The organism is Embleya hyalina (assembly GCF_003967355.1).
Classification (GTDB): domain Bacteria; phylum Actinomycetota; class Actinomycetes; order Streptomycetales; family Streptomycetaceae; genus Embleya; species Embleya hyalina.
This window is the reverse complement of the sequence record NZ_BIFH01000026.1, coordinates 85,106-103,479: the sequence shown is the minus strand read 5'-3', so window position 1 is coordinate 103,479 and position 18,374 is coordinate 85,106. Positions and strand designations below refer to the sequence as shown.

Genomic DNA, 18,374 nt, shown 5'->3' with positions numbered 1-18,374 from the left:
CCCGCACCACCGCACCACCGCGACGTTCGGCACCCGTCCCCGGCCGGATCCCGCGGCGACCTCGCACACCCTCCGGCAACGGGAGTTCCACCATGACGTGTCCGGTCCTCGACCACGGCTTCGACCCCACCGACCCCGACCTGTACACCACGCGCATCCCGCTCGACGAGTTCGCGCTGCTGCGCAAGACGTCCCCGGTGGTGTGGGTCCCGCAGACGCCCGAGGTGTCCAACTTCGGCGACGACGGCTATTGGCTGGTCACCCGGCACGCGGACGTCAAGGAGGTCTCCACCAAGCCGGAGATCTACTCGACGAACAAGAACACGGCGATCATCCGCTTCGCCGAGGGCATGGACATGTCCAACATCGATGCGCAGAAGCTCATCATGATCAACATCGACCCGCCGGAGCACACCCGGCTGCGCAGCATCGTCCAGCGTGGCTTCACGCCCCGCGCGATCAACGCCCTCCAGGCGGCGCTGACCGAACGCGCCGCGCAGATCGTGGCCGACGCCAAGGCCAAGGGCTCGGGCGACTTCGTCACCGAGGTCGCCTGCGAACTGCCCCTGCAGGCGATCGCGGAGCTGATCGGCGTACCGCAGGAGGACCGCCGGAAGATCTTCGAGTGGTCGAACAAGATGCTCGGCTACGACGACCCCGAGTACGCGGAGACGCAGGAGGCGGGCGCGCAGGCCGCCGCCGAACTGATGCTGTACTCGATGGGCATGGCCGAGGAGCGCAAGGCGTGCCCGGCGCAGGACATCGTCACCCGGCTGATCACCGCCGAATCCGACGGCAGCCTGTCCTCCGACGAATTCGGCTTCTTCGTCCTGCTGTTGGCCGTGGCCGGCAACGAGACCACGCGCAACGCGATCACGCACGGGATGCTGGCGTTCTTCGACAACCCCGACCAGTGGGAGCTGTACAAGGCGGAGCGGCCGGAGACCACGGCGGACGAGATCGTGCGCTACTCCTCGCCGGTGATGTCCTTCCAGCGCACCGCCACCCAGGACACCGTGCTCGGCGGCCAGGAGATCAAGGCGGGCCAGCGGGTCGGCATCTTCTACAGCTCGGCCAACTTCGACGCGGACGTGTTCGAGAACCCGACGAAGTTCGACATCACCCGCAGCCCCAACCCGCACCTGGGCTTCGGCGGCGGCGGCCCGCACTTCTGCCTCGGCGCCTCGCTCGCGCGCATGGAGATCAACCTGATGTTCAACGCCATCGCCGACGCGATGCCCGACATCACGAAGGCCGCCGACCCGAGGCGCCTTCGCCACGCGTGGATCAACGGCATCAAGGAACTCCAGGTCGACTACACGGGCAAGTAGCCCACGAGGTCTCGGCCCAGGCCCTCGGGAAACACCCTCCGACCTGGCCGAACACGACAGGCGCCGCCCGCTCCCGGGAGCAGCGGGCGGCGCCTTCACACGCTCCGGCGCCACCGATTGGGGCACGATTGGGGTACGACCTGTCAGCTCACACTGCGTGACGCCTCACGTGCCGGGGTTGCCGCCTCATACCAACTGGAGAGCTTCGGCGATCGCGCGCTCGATCGATGGGGTCGCGTGCCGGTAGGTCTCTTTGACCGTCCTCGTCTCGTGCCCCGGACGCTCCTCGATCGCGACATCCGGATGCTCCGCCTCGCCCAGCCAGACCGCCTGGCCGTGTTGTAGACCGTGGGGACCATGCCCTCCAAGCCCGTGACGCAGGGCAGGGCGGGCAGCGCGCGATGCCCGCGCGACGCCAGCCGCCGCGGACGCCCTCGCGTGGCGGGATGCCAGAAGCTGTCGTAGAAGCTACTGCCGGTCAGGAGCTGCCCGCCTTCGGGTGCGGTGAAGACGAACCTGGAACTGTGCGTGGCCAGCAGCGCGGACAAGCGGTCGGCCAGGAACGGCGGCAACTCGATGCGTCCACCCGAGTCGTACTTGGGAATCGGCAGGGTCCGCGCTCCCCTTGAAACTGAAATTGACGCGCCACGGTGAGGGACCGTTCGTACTCCTTGCCCAGGAGGTTGCAGTCCGTTCGCAGGAGCCCGTACAACTCGCCGAGGCGCATGCCGGTGTACGCGAGCGTGAGGATGATCATCTCGCCCATCTCGCCTCGCAACGCATGGCTGCGCTGTGCGAGTTCAGTGACCTGGTTCGGCGTCGCGAAGATCGTCTTGGCCTTCTCTTCGGCTTGACCTTGCCGCGGCGCGACTTCCAGCCGCCGTCGCCGCCTGCCCTGGTGGAGGAGTACAACCGAACCGGAGTGTGATTATTTCCCGCGTAACTCCAGATATTATTTCTCAGATATTACAGGAGAGCCAATGTGCCATACGACAGGTGACCTGTGGCAAGATATTCCCATACAGCCGCTGGGAACGGGATGGGGATCCGCATGTCTGAGAACCTGGCTGACCTGGCCAACCGATGCCGAGCCGCAGACGGGCTCTTGAAGGTGTCGCTAAGGGAAATGCGCGAAGAGCTCGGCTACGGGAAGCTGGGGAAGTGGGTACTCGTAGCACTGGCGGAGGCCCTACAGGCAGAGCAAATTGGGTCCATCCCGCTGTGGATCCTTGATCCGCGGATCAACGACGAGCCGCGCCAGGAGCAGACCATCTGGCTCTACGACATCGCCGAGGGTTCCGGATTCGCCCAGGCCATGGAGATCGCCGCCGACCCGACGCAGTACGAGGACAGCGCGATCCGGGATGTCTACGATCGGCTGGTCGTGGACGAGGTGGGCATGACTGCCGAGCAAAAGCTCGCCCGCATTCGACGGTTGTGCGATTCCTGAGCAGCGATCGTTGAAGCCCTCGCTGTTGCCTTCGGGCGGCGGGGGCTTTCGTGCGTCCGGAGTCAGCCGATGCTGCCCTGGTAGTAGAAGGAGCCGCTGCCACTCGGCGCCCCAGCCAGCGTGGGGTGCTGTCGTGCATCTGTGCGGCAGTACCCGCCGGGTCCGATACCGCGGTGGTGGGCGCGGCCGGCGTCCGGGTGATGCGCTACCAGGCGATGGCGCGGGTGACGGAGACGACCAGGACCGAGCCGCTGACGTCGTAGCGGATCACCACTCCGGTGATCGTGGCGTCGCGGCGGTCGCGATCGGAGCCGACCTGGGTGGAGCCGTGCCCGTAGGGGTCGTTGCCGATGGTCGACTCGACCGTCGACTTGAAGGCGCGGATCCGCCCGGCCGAGAGTGGTTTGAGGCCATCCTCGGCCTCGTCGGAGTACTGGACGTAGTAGCGGCTCATCGGGGTACCACGTGTCCGTCGCTGTCGGTCCACTGGGCGAAGCCGAAGTCGCCGGCCTTGATGCGACGGGAGGCCTCGTCGTCGTCCTCGTGGGCTTCGGGCGGGAGCGCCCAGTCGATGAGGGCGCGGCGTTCGAGTTGGTCGAGGGGGGTTTCGTACATGGCCTTGTCGAATTCGTCACGGCGGTCCTCGGGGAGGGCGGCCCGAATCTCGGCAAGGGTGTTCGGGAGTTCGATGCGCTCGCCGCGGACGACGGTGGTTCTGGCCATGGTGTCTCCTCGGGTGTCGGCCTCCAGGGTGGCACCGCCCGCGGCGTGATCGGTAGCCGGCGCACTCGGGTGGAGCACGCGCCGGGCGGTGCGCCCTGTGCGGCCGGACTATTGGCCGACCTAGCAGGCCCCGGCCCGGCGGTGCTTGGACACCACTGCCGAGACCCCCGCCCGGTCGTTGTCTCTAGCGGCGGCCGGCCCCCGACTCCCGCCCGGTCCTCGCCGTCCTGTCGGTGGCCGGGCGGGCACCCGCGGGGCCGCACGTGATCCGTGACGCTGTGGCCCCGCATCCACCACTCACCAGGGAGACATCGCGATGGCCTACGAGGGACCGCCCCAGATGGGGATCACGTCGAGCACGCCCAGCCGGGCAGCCCGTTCCCGCCCGGGATGGTGGTCAACTTCGGCTCGGACAACTTGGTGTACGTCCGGCCTCACAACGCCGAAATGCGGAGCTGGCACGCGCCCGCCGACAGCCTGCGGATCGTCAACCGGTCGCCACGCGTGCCGAACTGGTAGACCTCGAGGCCGCGATCACGGAGTGCCGGCTTCGGCCGGGGTAACACCGCCTCGATCGTGATCGGTAGCCGGCGCGCTCGGGAGCGGCACGCGCCGGGCTTTACCTGCACACGAGTTCGACGATCCGTGCCGTGTCGGAGAGATCGTCGAGGACGTGGTCCGCGTGTGCGAGCGCGTCCTTGTCACTCGCTCCGGTGGCAACCGCGATGACCCTGGCGCCGCCCTGACGGCCGGCGTCCACATCCGCCGGCGTGTCCCCGATGATCACGGTGTCGGCCGCGGTGAACGAGGTGCCGTAGCGCGCATCGGCAAGTTCGCGGGCGGCACGTACCAGCTCGGGTCGGTCGATGTGGTCGTCACCGTAAGCCCCGAGGCTGAAGTCGACAAGCCCGTCCAGTCCGAACACCTCCAGCTTGATGCGGCTGACGGAGCGCGGATTGCCGCTCACCACGGTCTGCACGACGCCGGGCTTCTCGGCCAGGGCGGCAAGGAGGGACGCCGCACCGGGGAGGGCGTGGCCGCGTTCGCGCATCTCGGCGGCTCGGGTGCGATAGCCGTCGGCCAGGGCATCGGCGAAGTCCGGGAAGGCGAACTCGCCCGGATCGAGGCCGTGGACGCGGGCGGTGTCGCCGAAGATCACCTGTTCGGTGCGTCCGTGTACGCTCGCCTGCTCGCGCATGGTCACGCCCGTCACCCTGCGGAACGCGTCGGCGAACACCTCGCGGCCGACGCCTCCGGTGGCGATGAGGGTGTGGTCGATGTCCCACAGGACGAGGCGATGGCGCGCCATGGTCACTCTCCGGGTGTGTATCGGGCGGTCCGGCCAGCGTTTCATGGTCTGCCCGCCTACCGTGGGGCCAGTGCCGAATGCGCGAGACGAGGACCGGATGAGCCGGAACGCGGCGGACATTCCCATCGGGGAGCGCGTGCGCTTCCACCGATCACGACACGGCAGGACCCAGGCCGCCGTCGCGGGCCTCGTCGGTATCGCCGAGGACTATCTGTCACAGATCGAACGCGGCCTCAAGACGCCGACGATCGCCGTACTCCACGCCCTGGCGCGGGAGCTGGGGGTGCCTACCTCCGCCCTGCTGGGAGAACCGCAGCGCGCGCAGGAAGACCGGGTCCGGGCCGGCCTCGACGCGGTGGAGCGGGCGTTGATGGGCCTCGGTCCGCCGCCGGACGCTCTGCGGCCCGACCTGCCGGTGTTGAGAGACCGCGTCGAGGCCGCGTGGCGCACGTACCAGTCGTCGCCGACCCGATTCTCCGACGCCGGAGTGCTTTTGCCGCCGCTGATCACGGACATCGATCACGCCCTGCGGTCCTGGAGACCCCCGGGAGAGACGAAGCAGTGCCGCGATGCACACCGGATCGCCGCCGATCTCTACGCCCTGCTGCGCACCTACTGCAAGCGCACCGGCCGCATGGACCTCTCGCTGCTCGCCGCGGATCGCGCCCGCCGCTCGGCACAGGAGGCCGACGACCCGCTGCGGATCGCGGCATCCGACTGGAACCTCGGGCACGTGCTGCTCTCGGACGGGGAACCCGAGGGGGCCGAACTCGTGGCTCGGCGGGCCGCATCCGAGCTGGGCGAATGGCGGTCGGAGCCCGACCGGGCCGCGTTGTACGGGTCCCTGCACCTGGTCGTCGCGGTGGCGCTCGCTCGACGACGCCGCTGGTCGGATGCCCGGAAGGTCCTGCGTGAGCACGCCGATCCCGCGGCCCGGGTCGCGGGCGAGGGCAACGTGCAGTGGACCGTGTTCGGACCGACGAACGTCCTGCTGCACCGGGTCTCCATCGCGATGGAGGCGGGCGACACGGGAGACGCGTTGCGGATCGCCAACGGCGTGGATCCCTACGTGATGCCCTCCGTCGAACGGCGGGCCACGCACCTGCTCGAACTGACCCGCTGCTACGAGCAGCGACGCGAGGATCCGGCGGTGCTCCTGCACCTGAAGGAAGCCGAACGGGTGGCACCCGAGGACGTCCACAACAGCCTCCTGGTCCGCGAGCTGGTGCGCGGACTGCGGCAACGAGCAAGGCCCTCCTATTCGCGCGAGGTCGCCGCACTCGCGGCACGCATGGGCACGCTCGCCAACTGATCGCCGAACTGCGGGACTACCCGAGCCCACAGCTCGGGTGGTCCCCGTCGATCGCTCCTATCGTGCCGTCGTCGGCAGTCGATCGAAGGGAGCCGATGGTGGAAGACGAACCGGTCACCGAGTGGTTCGCCCGGGTCGGCACCTCGCCCGGCGTCGGCGGGATCGCAAGTCGGTGGCATGGCCCTGCGGTTCGGGTCGTCTCCGTCGGCCCCCTGTTCGACGTGGTGGTCGTCGCCGCCGACCTCGGCAAGGAGGCGTGCTCACTCCTCAAGGTCGCGAACGACCTCGGCCCTGTCGTCGGTACCGATTTGGGCAGGCTCTCGTTCCTGACCGCGCCCCACGGCGGCGATCGATGGAAGGAACTCAACGCCGATTCCGGCCTCTCGGCCGTTGCCCAGGCGCGGTATCTGTCCGCGGGAACCTACCTGTGGCTGCCTACCCCCGACCCGCCGCCGGCTCCCTGGCAGCCGATGGCCTGGTGGGTCGAGCACCCTCGGATGGTCGACGGCGCGGTGCGACTCACGGATGCCGCGCACCTGTGCGCGGCCATCGGGGTCGCCGTACACACGCTCGCTGCCGGCGCCTTGCCCGGAAGCGGATGATCTCGCTTCGCCTCTCTCCGGCGGCTGACGAGCCGCCTTCCGGCCGGTGCGGGTGCGGGTCCGCATGCGGCGTCGACCCGGTGGTGTGTTCCCGCGCCGGGTCGGTGGGCGTCCGTGGCGAGCGGCGGGCAACCCCGGCCCGGCGGTGAGCCGCTACCACCGCCGGGCCCATGCCCCCGCCCGGTCGTCGCCACCGCGTCGGCGGCCGGGCGGGGCACCACGCGGGGCCGCGCGAGGAAGGGACCGCCGCAGCCCGCAGCCACCACTCATCACGATCCACACCTCGGAGACGGCGTGCCATCACCCGACAGCACATGGCTCGACTACGAAGTCGCAGGCGGGGCCGACGATCAGACCCTCGTCTCGCGCTACCTGACCGCAGACGGCGAGGCGTACGAGTTCGAGCGGTTCAGGATCCCCGACGGCACCGTCGGTGCGCTCATCGCGGCGATCCTGCTGCGGGCCGACCAGAACGTGCGCTCCGACATCCTGCGGGCAGAGGTCGCCGTCAACGACCGGGTCGTCTCCGCCCGGCATGCGGCGATCGGCCGCAACTCCAGCCTGTCCAACCCGCCCGACTGGCTGCCTTGGGGGATGCGCGACGGCGGGACGCTGCGATAGCCGGCGCGGCCGGTGATCACGGTACGTGGTTGGTCAGCCGATCCATCTTCCGCAACCCACGTGTGTACAGAGCAGGAATGTGGAGCACGACATTCCGGATCTACCCGAGCCGCACCCGCCACCGATCCGCCGGCCGCAGCAACTCCTCGACCACGGCGAGCCGTCCGTCCCGCGAGAAGCAGATCACCCGTACCACCCGGTGGATCGTGCCGACGGCAACGCCGAGCATGACCGGTCCGGACGGATCGCCGGGCCGGACCCGGGCCGCGTCGGCGTCGGCGTGGATGCGCGCACGGGTCTCCGGGGCGTGGCCCGCTGGACGGCCTTGGCGGTGATCTGCCCGAGCGGGGCGTTGTCGCCGCCTCGTCGAACGCGGCACGCCGGGCTTCGGGGAGGGCCGTGCGGACGTTCGCGAGAGTGCCCGGAAGGGTGACAGGTTCGCTGTCGGTGCCGGTGGCCGGCGCGCACAGGTGCGGGCATACCGCGGTGGGCGCCGGAGCGTGTCCCGACCGCTTCGGCTCGGGGTGCGGGATGGGCTCGTGTGCCCGATGGGCGCCGTCGGTCGTGCGTTGCGCCGACGGCGCCTCGCCTGGTCAGCGCTTCAGGAGTTCGGCTTCCTTTTCCGGGGGGAGGCCGACCACCGGACGGTCGGGGCGTTGGGGGGCGACTCCGCCCAGGGCGCGGAGCCAGGTCCAGGTGTCGGCCACGGTCTCCTCCGCCGGGCGGATGCGGAGGCCGGCGGCCAGGGCCTTGCGCACATCGCGGCGGTGGATGCTGTCGTAGTCTTCGCCCGCCGGGACCCACACCGGCAGTTCGATCCACGGCCGGACATCCGCGGCCAGGATCGCCTCGGGGTCGATCCAGCGCAGTTCGGCGGTGGAGCCGGTGACCCGCACGCACAGTTCGAGCAGTTCGCCCATCGTGGTGTGGCCCGTCGGCGAGATCAGGTTGTACGGGCCGCTCAGGGCCGCCTCGGCGGCGTGCACCGACCACTCGGCCAGGTCGCGCGCGTCGATGAACTGCAGCGGGGACTCGCGCGGGCCGGGCGCGACCACCGGGCCGCCTCGGGCGATCCGGTTCAGCCACCACGGGAGGCGGCCGATGTTCTCGCGCGGGCCCAGGATCAGGCCGGCGCGCGCGTGCACGTACCGGTCGCCGAAGGCCCGCTCGATCGCGATCTCGGCGCCGCGCTTGGCGACGGAGTACTCCACATCGCCGTCGTCGGGCGAACCCTCGATCAACGGCGCCTCCTCGCCCAGCCCGGGGAGCGTCGGGTTCGCGTACACCGAGCACGTGGAGATGTACACATAGCGCCCGACCCGGTCGGCCAGCAGGTCGGCCGTGTCCCGCACCGCCCTGGGCGCGGCACTCCAGGTGTCCAGGACCACGTCCCATTCACCGTCGGCCAGCGCCGCCAACCCGCCCTCGACCGTGCGGTCGCCGATCAACGGGCGTGCCTCGGGCGGGAGTTCATAACGACCGCGGTTGAACACGGTGACGTCCCAGCCCTTGGCGAGCGCGGCGTCGGTCAGGGCCCGGCCGACGAATTCGGAACCACCCAGGATCAAAGTTCTCATGATCCGACTCTGCCCGCGTACGCCCGCCACGGGAAGGACCTCTGCTCTCGGCGGAATCACCCGGGCATCCGCGGGGATCGTCCGGACGCCCACACGAGTCACCCGGACGCCCGCACCACCCACTCACCTCGCCGACCCGCGCGTACACGGATGCCCCGTCCCGTCCCGGTCCACCGACTCCTGCTCGGCCAGTTCCCGATCCAGCAGGCGCAACAGCCGCAACAACTCGGCCCGGTCCGCCTCGCCGAGCCGGTCGAACACGGCCGCCCCCGCGCCCTGACGAATCGCCCGGATCCGCCGCACCTCGGCACGCCCCTCCTCCGTCGGCTCGACCAACGTCGCCCGCCGATCCACCGCCGAGGCGCTGCGCCGGACCAACCCGCGCGCCGCCAGGTCGTCCACCACCGTCGTCGCCGAGCGCGGCACGATCTCCAGGCGCGCGGCGAGGTCCGCCATCCGCAGCGGCTCACCGGCGTGCGCGAGCACCTTCATCGCGTGTGCCTGGGCGGGGGTCAGGCCCAACGGGGCGAGTTCGCGGCCGGCGCGGATCCGGATGCGCTTGGCCAGGCGCATGAACAGGTCGCCGATCGGCGCCGAGCTGGATTCCGGCGAACTCACGCGTGTCACGTCCCGAGGAGCGGGGATCCTGATGGATCCGGGTACACCCATTGTCTCCGGACCCGTCGCACGGTCCCCATTCGCGGGTCGCCCGCCGGCTCCGATCCGTCACCCCCGGTCCCGCACCACGGGGGCGTGCCGGACGAACGCCGCGTCCCGTGCCGCGAGTTCCCGACGCGGCCCACCGGCGCGCAACACCACGTCCAGCACCCGGTCGATCTCGCACGCGTAGCCCCCCGAGGCCCAGGCCGCGTTGGCCTCGACGACCGCCCAGCCCGCGTCGGTGCTCCCCACGTCCACCACGACCGCCGACGGCAGGTCCGCCCCGGCCGCCGCCAGCACCTCCGCGCCGAACGCGAGCGCGTCCGGACCGCGCCGGCACGCCGCGATCGGCGCGATGTCGAGGTCGCCGTCGACGGCGTACCGCGACGCCGCGTGCACCGCCCCGTCCAGACAGAACAGCCGGTACTCCGCCCGGAACACCACGGTCTCGCTGAGCAGCACCACGGTGTCCGGGTCCGCCGCGTCGCCACCCGGCAATTGCGTGCCGTCCCGGTACACCCGGGCCGGGAACGACTTGTCGTTCGGCGGCTTGACGAACATCGGCCGACGCAGCGTCCACGCGTGCGCCAACGTGGTCGCGGTGATCTCCCGACGGGTCAGCTCGACCGGCAGTCGCGCCAACCAGTCCTCCGGTGCCTCCAGCAGGCCCAGGTCCAGGTCGCGCGCGGTCGCGTCGGCGAACAGCGGACCCGCGTACAGGTGCGCCCGCACGCCCATTGCGTCGGCCGGCGCCCGCCAGGTGTGCAGGCGGCGTACCGGCAGGTCGCGGCGGTGGGCGGCGCTCGCCAGGGCCCGGTCGGTGTCGGTGCTGCGCGGGGACAGGACCAGGACGCGGTCGGTGTGGGTCATCGGTCCAGGGTGTCGGGGGCGGGTGCGGCGGGGCGAGTGTTTTTCGGCGTCGAGGGCGTGGCATTGTTTCGGGCATGCTTCCCCTGGTCCATGCCATTCGCTACGTCACGCCCATGCGTGAGGGCGGTTCGTTGCCCGGGCTCGTCGAGGCCGACGACCTCGGTACGTATGTCGTGAAGTTCCGCAGTGCCGGGCAGGGGCCCAAGGTCCTGGTCGCCGAGGTCGTGGTGGGCGAACTGGCGCGTCGGCTCGGGCTGCCGGTGCCGGCGCTCGTGCGGGTCGAGGTGGATCCGGTGATCGCGCGCGGCGAACCGGACCAGGAGGTACAGGAGCTGGTGCGGGCCAGCGCCGGGCTGAACCTCGGAATGGACTTCCTGCCGGGCTCGGCCGACTTCACCCCCGCCACCTGGGAGCCGGATCCCGAACTGGCCGCGCGCGTGTTGTGGCTGGACGCGCTGACCTCGAACGTGGACCGTTCCTGGCGCAACCCGAACCTGCTGGTCTGGCACGGCCGGCTGTGGCTGATCGACCACGGCGCCTCGTTGTGGTTCCACCACGCGTGGCAGGCCGCCGCGTCCGCCGCCACGCGCCCGTTCGACGCGAGCGACCACGTACTGGCCGCGCTCGGCGGACCCGGCCTGCTCAAGGCCGACGCCGAGCTGGCCCCGAGGATCACCCGCGAGCTGCTGACCGAGGTGCTGGCCCTGGTCCCGGACGAGTGGCTGGAACCGGGCGAGGCGGAACGCGCGCTCGGCCTGGACGGTCCCGGCGCGCTGCGCGAGGCGTACATCGCGCACCTGCTGGCCCGCGCCGCCGCCCCGCGCGCGTGGTTGCCGGAGATCGCGCCCGAGGTGTCCGCGCGCCAGGGCGCCGCGCAGCCGTCGAACCGTCCGGATTGGCTGAAGTGATGACGATGGCCGTGCAGCGGGAGTTCTTCGAGTACTCGATCATCCGGTTGGTGCCGCGCGTGGAGCGCGGGGAGTGTCTGAATGTCGGGGTGGCCCTGTACAGCCAGGCCTTCGACTTCCTGGGCGCGCGTACGCACGTCGAGCAGTCCAGGTTGTGCGCGCTCGACCCGGAGGCCGACCCGACCCAGGCCCGGGCGGTACTGGCCGCGTGGGAGCTGGTGTGCGCGGGCAGCGAGTCGGCCGGCGCGCCGGGGGCGGAGCCGCTCGGCCGACGTTTTCGCTGGCTGACCGCGCCGCGCAGCACGATCGTGCAACCCGGCCCGGTACACGGCGGGTTGACCGCGAATCCGGCGGCGGACCTGGATCGACTGTTCGATCTCCTGGTGTTGTGACCGGTACGCCCACCGGTGCCGTGACGACGTGTCGCCGCGGGCGCCCCCTCGGGCCGTGACCCCTCACGCCGCGTGTTTGTGACGGGTCGTGATCTGTCGGTGGTCGAACGCGCTGCGCTACCGTGGCCCGCACGGGTGCGTTCCCGGACTCCGACGGAGGAGGCGACGATGATCCGTACCTACGGTCCGCAGAGTCGCGGCATGGTGGTCTGCACACTCGTGCTGCTGACCATCCTCGGCCTGTACAGCGCGGTCTACGAAGCGGTCGCGTGGACGTGGCTGGTGTGGTCGCTCCTGGCGATCGTCACCGGCCTGCTCGTGGCCACCGATCGGGGCGTGTAGCGACGCCGATCCGGGGCGTAGGGCGGCGTGCCCCGGGCCCGGCGGCCTCGCGGCTCGCGCGTCGCGGCTCGCGCCTGGCTCTCACGCCACCGTGAACCCGTGCCTGTCGCCGAGCCGGGCCAGCGAGCGGCGACCCGGGATGCCGTCGGCGTCGGAGCCGCTGTAGCCGAGTCTGCGCTGCCACTCCGCGTACGCCCGCACGGTCGCGGTGCCGTAGTGCCCGTCGGCCAGGCCCTCGGCCAGCAACCCCTCCGCGACCAGCGCGTTCTCGACCATGCGTGTCCCCATGTAGGTGACGGGCGTCCCGGCCCGCTTCGGGTCCGAGCGCGCCGCCGCGACCAGTTCGGCCAGGTCCACGGCGGGCCGCTGGGCCGGGATCTCGACGGGTGGGCCACCCGTGGCGGCGGCCACGATCCCGGGGAAGACCAGCTCGGTGAACTGCCGCACCCGCGCGTCGCCGGGGCAGGCGGTGCCGCCGAGCGACCACTTGGCGAACATGCGGTGGTGGCCGTAGCCCGGGTCGTCCCAGGTGCGGCACACCCGCAGCGGCAGGCCGTGCCGTTGGTGCAGCCAGACCCCCAGCCGGATCAGGCTCGCGATCTGGGCGTCGGTCCACGGATCGGTGTGCTCCAGGTTGCTCGCGCTCTCGCAGCTGACCGCTCCGGTGCCGTCGGCCCGCCGGTTCGCCGAGGCGTTGGCGTCGGCGCGGGTCTCGGTGCCGACGAACTGGAACAGGCCGCCGTCGTACGCGCAGCCGAAGTGCGACTCCAGGTTGGTCGAGTCGCGCCAGTACTCGTACATCCGCTCCCCGGACCACGGCGCGGCGATCGAGTGGAGGATCAACTGGGTGGGGCGGATGGTGGGCTGGGCATCGGATTCCGGTTGCAGTTCACGCTTGGTGGCTCCGGAGTACCAGGCCATGACGGTCCCCCTGGGATCGGCTACGGGAAAGTCGCGAATGACCATGGTCACTACGCTTCGCCCGACTTTGGTCGATCTTCGGGAATTTCGGGTCACCGGTCCCGGATTCGTCGATAATGCCCACCGGTGGAATCCGCCCTCGGAGCCGGCTCGATACGTGCCCCACGCCGGCCGAAGATGCCGGCCGCGCGCGTACGACTTCAGCCGGTATCCGGGCATTTCGTGGGTTTTGCGGCGCGGGGTCGGTTACCGGTCGGTTGTCGAGTCTCCACAAGTATTAGGACGTCCTCTTTATCGGTGTCGATACCCCGGCGCCGACGTATCCCTGACAGCGTTGCGAGACAAGTGACCGGCTCGCGATCGCGCGTCGGTCATCTGTGTCGCGTTTTGACAAGGCTTCGACTGAGCTGGGGTGCGTTCTATGTCGCTCGGCAGGACCGATGTGGTGGTGACGGGGATGGGTGCGACCACGCCGTTGGGCGGGGATGTGCCCTCGACGTGGGCGGCCCTGCTGGCGGGCGAGTCGGGCATCGGCCCGCTGACGGACTCCTGGGCGTCCGACCTGCCGGTGCGGATCGCCGGGCGGATGAAGGTCTGTCCCGAGACGGTGCTCGACCGGGTCCGGGCCCGGCGGCTGGACCGGTGCCAGCAGGCCGCGCTCGTGGCGGCGCGCGAGGCGTGGCGCGACGCGGGCGCGCCGGCGGTCGAGCCGGAACGGTTCGCCGTCGTGGTCGGCACCGGCATGGGCGGCGCCATGACGATGCTCGCGCAGCACGACCTGCTCGCCGAGTCCGGGGTGCGCCGGGTGTCCCCGCACACCGTGCCGATGCTGATGCCCAACGGGCCGGCCGCGCAGGTGAGCATGGAACTGGGCGCCCGGGCCGGCGCGTACACCCCCGTGAGCGCGTGCGCGTCGGGCTCCGAGGCGATCGCCTACGGCCTGGACCTGATCCGCCTCGGCCGCGCCGACGTCGTGGTCGCGGGCGGGGCGGAGGCGACGATAGGCGCGCTGCCCATCGCCGGTTTCGCGCAGGCCCGCGCGTTGTCCACGCACGACGGCGACCCCGCGACCGCGTCGCGTCCGTTCGACGCCTCGCGCAACGGCTTCGTGATGAGCGAGGGGGCCGCGCTCGTGGTCCTGGAGCGGGCCGAATTCGCGTCGGCGCGCGGCGCGTTCGTGCACGCGTACCTGGCCGGCGCCGGGGTCACCTCGGACGCGAACCACATCACCGCGGGGTACGGCCCCGGCCAGGTCCGGGCGCTGCGGCTGGCGATGGCCGAGGCGGGCGTCACCGGCGCCGACGTGGACCACATCCAGGCGCACGCGACCTCGACCCCGGCCGGCGACGTGCTGGAGGCCTCGTCGATCACCGAGGCGATCGGTACGCACGCGGCGGTCACCGCGATCAAGTCGATGCTCGGCCACCTGTGCGGCGGCGCCGGCGCGATCGCCGCGGTCGCGGCGGTGTCGGCACTGCGCGACGGGGTCGTCCCGGCCACCATCAACCTGGACTCGCAGGACCCGGACATCGACCTGGACGTGGTCGCCAAGGAACCCAGGGTCGGCCCGCTCAACGTCGCGGTGGCCAACGCCTTCGGCTTCGGCGGACACAACGCGACGCTGGTCTTCACGTCGGCCAACTAGCACCGCCGACTCCCCGGGAGCGAGCGCTCCGATCGGCTTCGGTCGGGGCGCACTCGGACGGCGGGGCGCATCCGGTGGGCGTGTCGCCGGCGACGAAAAACCCGGTGCGTCGGGGCTGTGTCTTCCGCCAGGCTTGGTTCTGTGTTTTTATCGAGAATCCCGCGTGCATCGAGCGAATCAGGAAGCTCGTTTGCCTCATTCGTTTCTAGGCTGAAGCCTATGAAGACCACGGGGAAGAGCAGCGCGGACACCAGCGGCGAGGCGGTCGGCGGCGAGACCGGGAAGTCCGGTCCGATCGCCGCGTTCGCGCGCTTCGTGGTCTTCGGCGGCGGCACCGGGATCGCCTCCTCGGGGGCGCTGGTCGTACTCTCCGGCACCATGCCGATCGCGGTCGCCAACGCGTTCGTGACCGTGGTCTCCACGGTGGCCGCCACCGAGTTGCACAGCCGGTTCACCTTCGGCGGCGGCCGGGCCGGGCTGCGCGCGCACGGGCAGTCCGCGCTCAGCGCGCTGGCCGCCTACCTGGTCACCACGGCCGCGATGCTGGGCCTGCACGCGGCGGCCCCGGGCGCGGGCGTCCTGGTCGAACAGGGCGTCTACCTGGGCGCTTCCGGCCTGGCCGGGATCGGGCGCTTCGTGGTGCTGCGGCTGTTCGTCTTCGCCCGCCCCGCCGCCCGGCCCCGCCCGGCCGCGCCCGTGCTGGCACGCGCCCAGGTGGTGGCCGCGGCGTAGGGGGCGGGCGCTTGGGCCCGGCCCGGCGTGGTTCGGCCGCTTCGGCGGCCGGTGCGGCTCAGCGTGGTTCGAGCGTCCACCACTGCGACGGGTGGTCGGTGTCCTCCCACTGGCGTACCGCCCCGCCGGCCTCCGTACTGCCGTCGGCGACCTCGAGCAGCAGCCCGCTGACGTAGTTGATCAGCGTGACCCGCCCCGCCTCCTCCGCGTGCTCCTCCAGGATCCACTCCTGCGCGCCGAAGTTGTTGGCCCGCCAGAGCTGTACGTGGGCCCCGTTCTCCACCGAGGCCCCGATCACGTCCAGCCGCTTCCCGGCGACCACGTGCTCCAGGTGATACACGGCCCCGCCCGGATGGACCGCCGAGACCCGCCAATGTTGCGCGGTCGTACCGTCGTCGGCCCCCTGCACCACCCGGGCCCCGCCCCCGGTTCGGCCCCCCTCGACCTCGAGCACGAGCCCACTGCGCACATTGCGCACCACGTACACACCCTCGCCGATTCCACCCACGCCGCGCTCCCGGACGCCAAACAAACGATCTTGAACAAACCACCCTCCCACGCCCCACCGACACCCACCACGCCAGGCCGGATCGGCGAGGTCGAACGACGTCACGCCCAGGGCCCGGGCGCACGCCGCGATCCGGCCCCGTGGCCTCCCGCTCGGGCGCCGGCATGCCGAACTCCATTCCCGATCCCGAGCAAGGCGTAGACGCTCGTAGGCTCCCGGCATGACGAATCGTGTGCTGTATGTCGTGGCCGGGGCCGCTCCTCCCGTGCGCGACCTGGTGAACCTGGTCCGTCTCCTGCGCGAGGACGGCTGGGACACGTGCGTCACGCTCACCCCAACGGCCGCGGCGTGGCTCGGCGCCGGCCTCGACGACCCGACCGCCCTCGCCGGACGCCCGGTACGCACCCGCGAGCGCCACCCCGACGACCCACGGCCGTTCCCGGCCCCGGATGCCCTGCTCGCCTGCCCGTTGACGTTCAACAGCCTGAACAAGTGGGCGCTCGGCATCTCCGACAACGTGGCCCTCGGCACCCTGAACGAGGCGCTGGGCGCAGGCATCCCGGTGGTCGCCGTGCCCTGGTTCAGGGGCGTCCTGGCCGCGCATCCGGCCTCCACCCGGAGCCTGGACACCCTGCGCGCCTGCGGTGTCGACCTGGTCCTCGACGAGGACGGCGCGCCATTCGACGGCGACGAAGCACGCGACTGGGCAACGGTAATCAGCCGCCTGCCCACCCTCGACCCGGGCGCATGACCGGCGCGTGCTCCACCCGGGTTCGTCGGCTACCGATCACGGTGGGCCCGATGCCACGCCGACGGCACGGACGACACCCGCGACACGCGCGTGCCGGTCGGCGTCGTCGGCCTCGCCCGGACCGGCTGACCGCCACCCGGCCGCCGGCTGCGTCCATCGAACAGGCGTTCGGATTCGGAGGGTGCGAAGGCGCCGTCCGGTGCTCCCGGGCCGGGCGGTGTGTTCGGCGCCGGTGCCGGCCTCCTCGGCTCGGAGGTGTGCGGGTCGGTCAGAAGGTGAAGGCGGGTCCGTTCGGCTGGTAGCCGGTGCAGGCGATGTCCTGGGCGACCCCGCCGAGGGTGGTGAGCATGCGCAGCGACCAGTTCGTGGCAGTCGGTGTGCCGGCGGTGGCCGTCAACATCAGGGACGTGCCAGCGGGGAGCCTCGAGGGTGCGGGCAGTGGGCCGAACACCTGGTCCGGGCCCGGCGCGTTGACCTTGCCGGTGAATTCCAACGGGGGACTCGCCCAGCCGCCCTGCGTCATGCGTATGGTCGTGGTGATGGTGTTCATGGGGATGTACACCGGGTTGGTGCCGTAAAAGCGGACCTTGAGCCGCTGCTTGCCGGGAGTGCCGGGGTCGGACGAGGTCATCGTGGCGTTGCCGTTCCAGAACCAGGTGACGCCGTAGTTCAACTCCAGGCAGTTCACGGTGATTTCCCGGGACTCCGGCGGCACCGCCCGGGCGGTGCCGGACAGGACCGTGACGGTGGCGAGGGCTCCCGCGAGGGCGGCCGCGGCGCCGGTGGTGAGCATGCGACGAGACATGGATCGATCCTTTCGAATGCGCGCGGGTCGAGAACGGATTCGCGTTCGATCGACCGGCGGAACCGGTGACCCGGTGTGCCGCCGGCCCCTGTCTGCCGTGCGTGGATTCGAGACGTCGCGTCGCACGTACCGCGGTCTTCCGCGCGGTTCCCGCGTGCCGCTCGAATGTGATGAACTAGCTTGCCCACTACCGGAGTTCGGGATCGATCCGACTGCTCCCGGCATCGGCTGCGACGAGTAAAACGGCGACGATAAACGAAGTCAATACCGATGTGAAAGCAATTCGAACACGGCTGTTCCGGCTCAGCGGATCGGGAGAATTTCGTCGAGGAAGGCGGTCCAGGCGGCCTGTACGCGTTCGGCGTGGGCCGGGTTCGTGGCGGCCAGGTGGTCCAGGAGGAGGCCGCGGAGGACGGCGAGGACCAGGGTCGGTGGGACGCGGTGGTCGGCCAGGACGCGGTCGAGCGGGGGGAGCCATTCGTCGACGGAGGCGACGGCGAAGTCGGACCAGGGGGCGTCGCCCTGGAAGGACCGTACGTAGCCGTCGAAGAACAGGCGCAGCGCGCCGCGTCGTTCCGGTGCCACCAGCCAGGTCCACAGCAGGTCGAGGGTGTCGCGGGCGGTTCCGGGGCGGCCGTCGGCGCGGGTGACCAGGGCGAACTGTTCGGCGCGGCCGACCTCCAGGATCTCCCGGATCAGGCCCTCCTTCGAGCCGAAGAGGTAGAGCAGCACGCGCGGGCTGGAGCCGATCGCCCGGGCCAGGGGGCGCAGCGACAACTCGGCCAGGCCGTGTTCGGCGACATGGGCCACGCTCGCGGCGAGCAGTTCGTCGCGGCGGGCGGAGGTGGGGGGTTTCGCGTCGGCGGTCATCCGCATATCCTCCACTGAAACGACTGTTTCAGTGGAGGGTCGGTG

At 71.1% G+C, this 18,374-nt stretch carries 23 protein-coding genes; 12 read left to right on the top strand and 11 right to left on the bottom strand.

The features are described from left to right. The first annotated feature begins 92 nt into the window (after window positions 1-92). The 3 genes from EMA17_RS28160 to EMA17_RS28150 all read left to right on the top strand — a co-directional run bounded on the left by EMA17_RS28160 (window position 93) and on the right by EMA17_RS28150 (window position 2,781). Window positions 93-1,331: a cytochrome P450 gene (locus EMA17_RS28160; protein ID WP_126639943.1), complete on the top strand. Its 1,239-nt coding sequence runs from the start codon at window positions 93-95 to the stop codon at window positions 1,329-1,331. A gap of 625 nt (window positions 1,332-1,956) precedes the next feature. Continuing rightward, entirely contained in the window at window positions 1,957-2,259 is a 303-nt protein-coding gene (locus tag EMA17_RS28155; RefSeq protein WP_126639942.1) for a hypothetical protein, read from the top strand. A gap of 123 nt (window positions 2,260-2,382) precedes the next feature. Next, entirely contained in the window at window positions 2,383-2,781 is a 399-nt protein-coding gene (locus EMA17_RS28150) for a hypothetical protein (protein ID WP_126639941.1), read from the top strand. A 205-nt stretch (window positions 2,782-2,986) separates the two neighbouring features. Here the strand turns inward: EMA17_RS28150 and EMA17_RS28145 are convergent, their stop codons facing one another. The 3 genes from EMA17_RS28145 to EMA17_RS28135 form a co-directional block, all read right to left on the bottom strand. Then, complete coding sequence (locus tag EMA17_RS28145) at window positions 2,987-3,235, bottom strand: hypothetical protein (protein WP_126639940.1); 249 nt, start codon at window positions 3,233-3,235, stop codon at window positions 2,987-2,989. Beyond that, entirely contained in the window at window positions 3,232-3,504 is a 273-nt protein-coding gene (locus EMA17_RS28140) for a hypothetical protein (protein ID WP_126639939.1), read from the bottom strand. The genes EMA17_RS28145 and EMA17_RS28140 overlap by 4 nt, the downstream gene beginning before the upstream one ends. 619 nt (window positions 3,505-4,123) lie before the next feature. After that, window positions 4,124-4,813, bottom strand: a complete 690-nt coding sequence (locus tag EMA17_RS28135; RefSeq protein WP_126639938.1) for an HAD family hydrolase — start codon at window positions 4,811-4,813, stop codon at window positions 4,124-4,126. A 70-nt stretch (window positions 4,814-4,883) separates the two neighbouring features. On the opposite strand from EMA17_RS28135, the gene EMA17_RS28130 reads away from it, so the two are divergent. The 3 genes from EMA17_RS28130 (at window position 4,884) to EMA17_RS28120 (ending at window position 7,348) form a co-directional block, all read left to right on the top strand. Continuing rightward, the gene (locus EMA17_RS28130; RefSeq protein WP_246126943.1) at window positions 4,884-6,125 is read left to right on the top strand and encodes a helix-turn-helix domain-containing protein; all 1,242 of its coding nucleotides are present in this window, start codon (window positions 4,884-4,886) and stop codon (window positions 6,123-6,125) included. Between the two features lie 95 nt (window positions 6,126-6,220). After that, window positions 6,221-6,727: a hypothetical protein gene (locus EMA17_RS28125; protein ID WP_126639937.1), complete on the top strand. Its 507-nt coding sequence runs from the start codon at window positions 6,221-6,223 to the stop codon at window positions 6,725-6,727. 294 nt (window positions 6,728-7,021) lie between these two features. Beyond that, complete coding sequence (locus EMA17_RS28120; protein WP_126639936.1) at window positions 7,022-7,348, top strand: hypothetical protein; 327 nt, start codon at window positions 7,022-7,024, stop codon at window positions 7,346-7,348. 100 nt (window positions 7,349-7,448) lie between these two features. Here the strand turns inward: EMA17_RS28120 and EMA17_RS55455 are convergent, their stop codons facing one another. From EMA17_RS55455 to EMA17_RS28105, 4 genes are all read right to left on the bottom strand, one after another. Beyond that, the gene (locus EMA17_RS55455; protein WP_281290544.1) at window positions 7,449-7,577 is read right to left on the bottom strand and encodes a hypothetical protein; all 129 of its coding nucleotides are present in this window, start codon (window positions 7,575-7,577) and stop codon (window positions 7,449-7,451) included. A 364-nt stretch (window positions 7,578-7,941) separates the two neighbouring features. Continuing rightward, complete coding sequence (locus EMA17_RS28115) at window positions 7,942-8,925, bottom strand: SDR family oxidoreductase (RefSeq protein WP_126639935.1); 984 nt, start codon at window positions 8,923-8,925, stop codon at window positions 7,942-7,944. A gap of 123 nt (window positions 8,926-9,048) precedes the next feature. Continuing rightward, window positions 9,049-9,543 (bottom strand): MarR family winged helix-turn-helix transcriptional regulator, encoded by a 495-nt coding sequence (locus EMA17_RS28110; RefSeq protein WP_126639934.1) that lies wholly within the window; start codon window positions 9,541-9,543, stop codon window positions 9,049-9,051. 108 nt (window positions 9,544-9,651) lie between these two features. Continuing rightward, a complete protein-coding gene (locus tag EMA17_RS28105; RefSeq protein WP_126639933.1) occupies window positions 9,652-10,455 on the bottom strand; it encodes an ATP-grasp domain-containing protein in 804 nt (267 codons plus the stop codon). Window positions 10,456-10,529: 74 nt separating this feature from the next. Between EMA17_RS28105 and EMA17_RS28100 the strand changes: the two genes are divergently transcribed. The 3 genes from EMA17_RS28100 (at window position 10,530) to EMA17_RS51990 (ending at window position 12,097) form a co-directional block, all read left to right on the top strand. Further along, entirely contained in the window at window positions 10,530-11,363 is an 834-nt protein-coding gene (locus EMA17_RS28100; protein ID WP_170222255.1) for a HipA family kinase, read from the top strand. Next, window positions 11,363-11,755: a DUF3037 domain-containing protein gene (locus EMA17_RS28095; protein WP_078974045.1), complete on the top strand. Its 393-nt coding sequence runs from the start codon at window positions 11,363-11,365 to the stop codon at window positions 11,753-11,755. The genes EMA17_RS28100 and EMA17_RS28095 overlap by 1 nt, the downstream gene beginning before the upstream one ends. A gap of 168 nt (window positions 11,756-11,923) precedes the next feature. Continuing rightward, window positions 11,924-12,097: a hypothetical protein gene (locus tag EMA17_RS51990; protein ID WP_160161587.1), complete on the top strand. Its 174-nt coding sequence runs from the start codon at window positions 11,924-11,926 to the stop codon at window positions 12,095-12,097. 81 nt (window positions 12,098-12,178) lie between these two features. Here the strand turns inward: EMA17_RS51990 and EMA17_RS28090 are convergent, their stop codons facing one another. Continuing rightward, entirely contained in the window at window positions 12,179-13,018 is an 840-nt protein-coding gene (locus EMA17_RS28090; protein WP_126639932.1) for an N-acetylmuramoyl-L-alanine amidase, read from the bottom strand. A 421-nt stretch (window positions 13,019-13,439) separates the two neighbouring features. Here EMA17_RS28090 and EMA17_RS28085 point away from each other — a divergent pair, with 421 nt between their 5' ends. Both EMA17_RS28085 and EMA17_RS28080 read left to right on the top strand, forming a co-directional pair. Then, window positions 13,440-14,663: a beta-ketoacyl-[acyl-carrier-protein] synthase family protein gene (locus tag EMA17_RS28085; RefSeq protein WP_126639931.1), complete on the top strand. Its 1,224-nt coding sequence runs from the start codon at window positions 13,440-13,442 to the stop codon at window positions 14,661-14,663. A 219-nt stretch (window positions 14,664-14,882) separates the two neighbouring features. Further along, window positions 14,883-15,395, top strand: coding sequence for a GtrA domain-containing protein (locus EMA17_RS28080; RefSeq protein WP_126639930.1), 513 nt, complete (start codon window positions 14,883-14,885; stop codon window positions 15,393-15,395). Window positions 15,396-15,453: 58 nt separating this feature from the next. On the opposite strand, the gene EMA17_RS28075 is transcribed toward EMA17_RS28080, so the two are convergent. Beyond that, a complete protein-coding gene (locus EMA17_RS28075) occupies window positions 15,454-15,903 on the bottom strand; it encodes an RICIN domain-containing protein (protein ID WP_246126942.1) in 450 nt (149 codons plus the stop codon). Window positions 15,904-16,123: 220 nt separating this feature from the next. On the opposite strand from EMA17_RS28075, the gene EMA17_RS28070 reads away from it, so the two are divergent. After that, window positions 16,124-16,654 (top strand): flavoprotein, encoded by a 531-nt coding sequence (locus EMA17_RS28070; protein WP_126639928.1) that lies wholly within the window; start codon window positions 16,124-16,126, stop codon window positions 16,652-16,654. A gap of 268 nt (window positions 16,655-16,922) precedes the next feature. Here EMA17_RS28070 and EMA17_RS28065 read toward each other — a convergent pair whose 3' ends face one another. After that, a complete protein-coding gene (locus EMA17_RS28065) occupies window positions 16,923-17,459 on the bottom strand; it encodes a hypothetical protein (RefSeq protein WP_126639927.1) in 537 nt (178 codons plus the stop codon). 303 nt (window positions 17,460-17,762) lie between these two features. Beyond that, entirely contained in the window at window positions 17,763-18,329 is a 567-nt protein-coding gene (locus tag EMA17_RS28060) for a TetR/AcrR family transcriptional regulator (protein ID WP_126639926.1), read from the bottom strand. Window positions 18,330-18,374 lie beyond the last annotated feature (45 nt).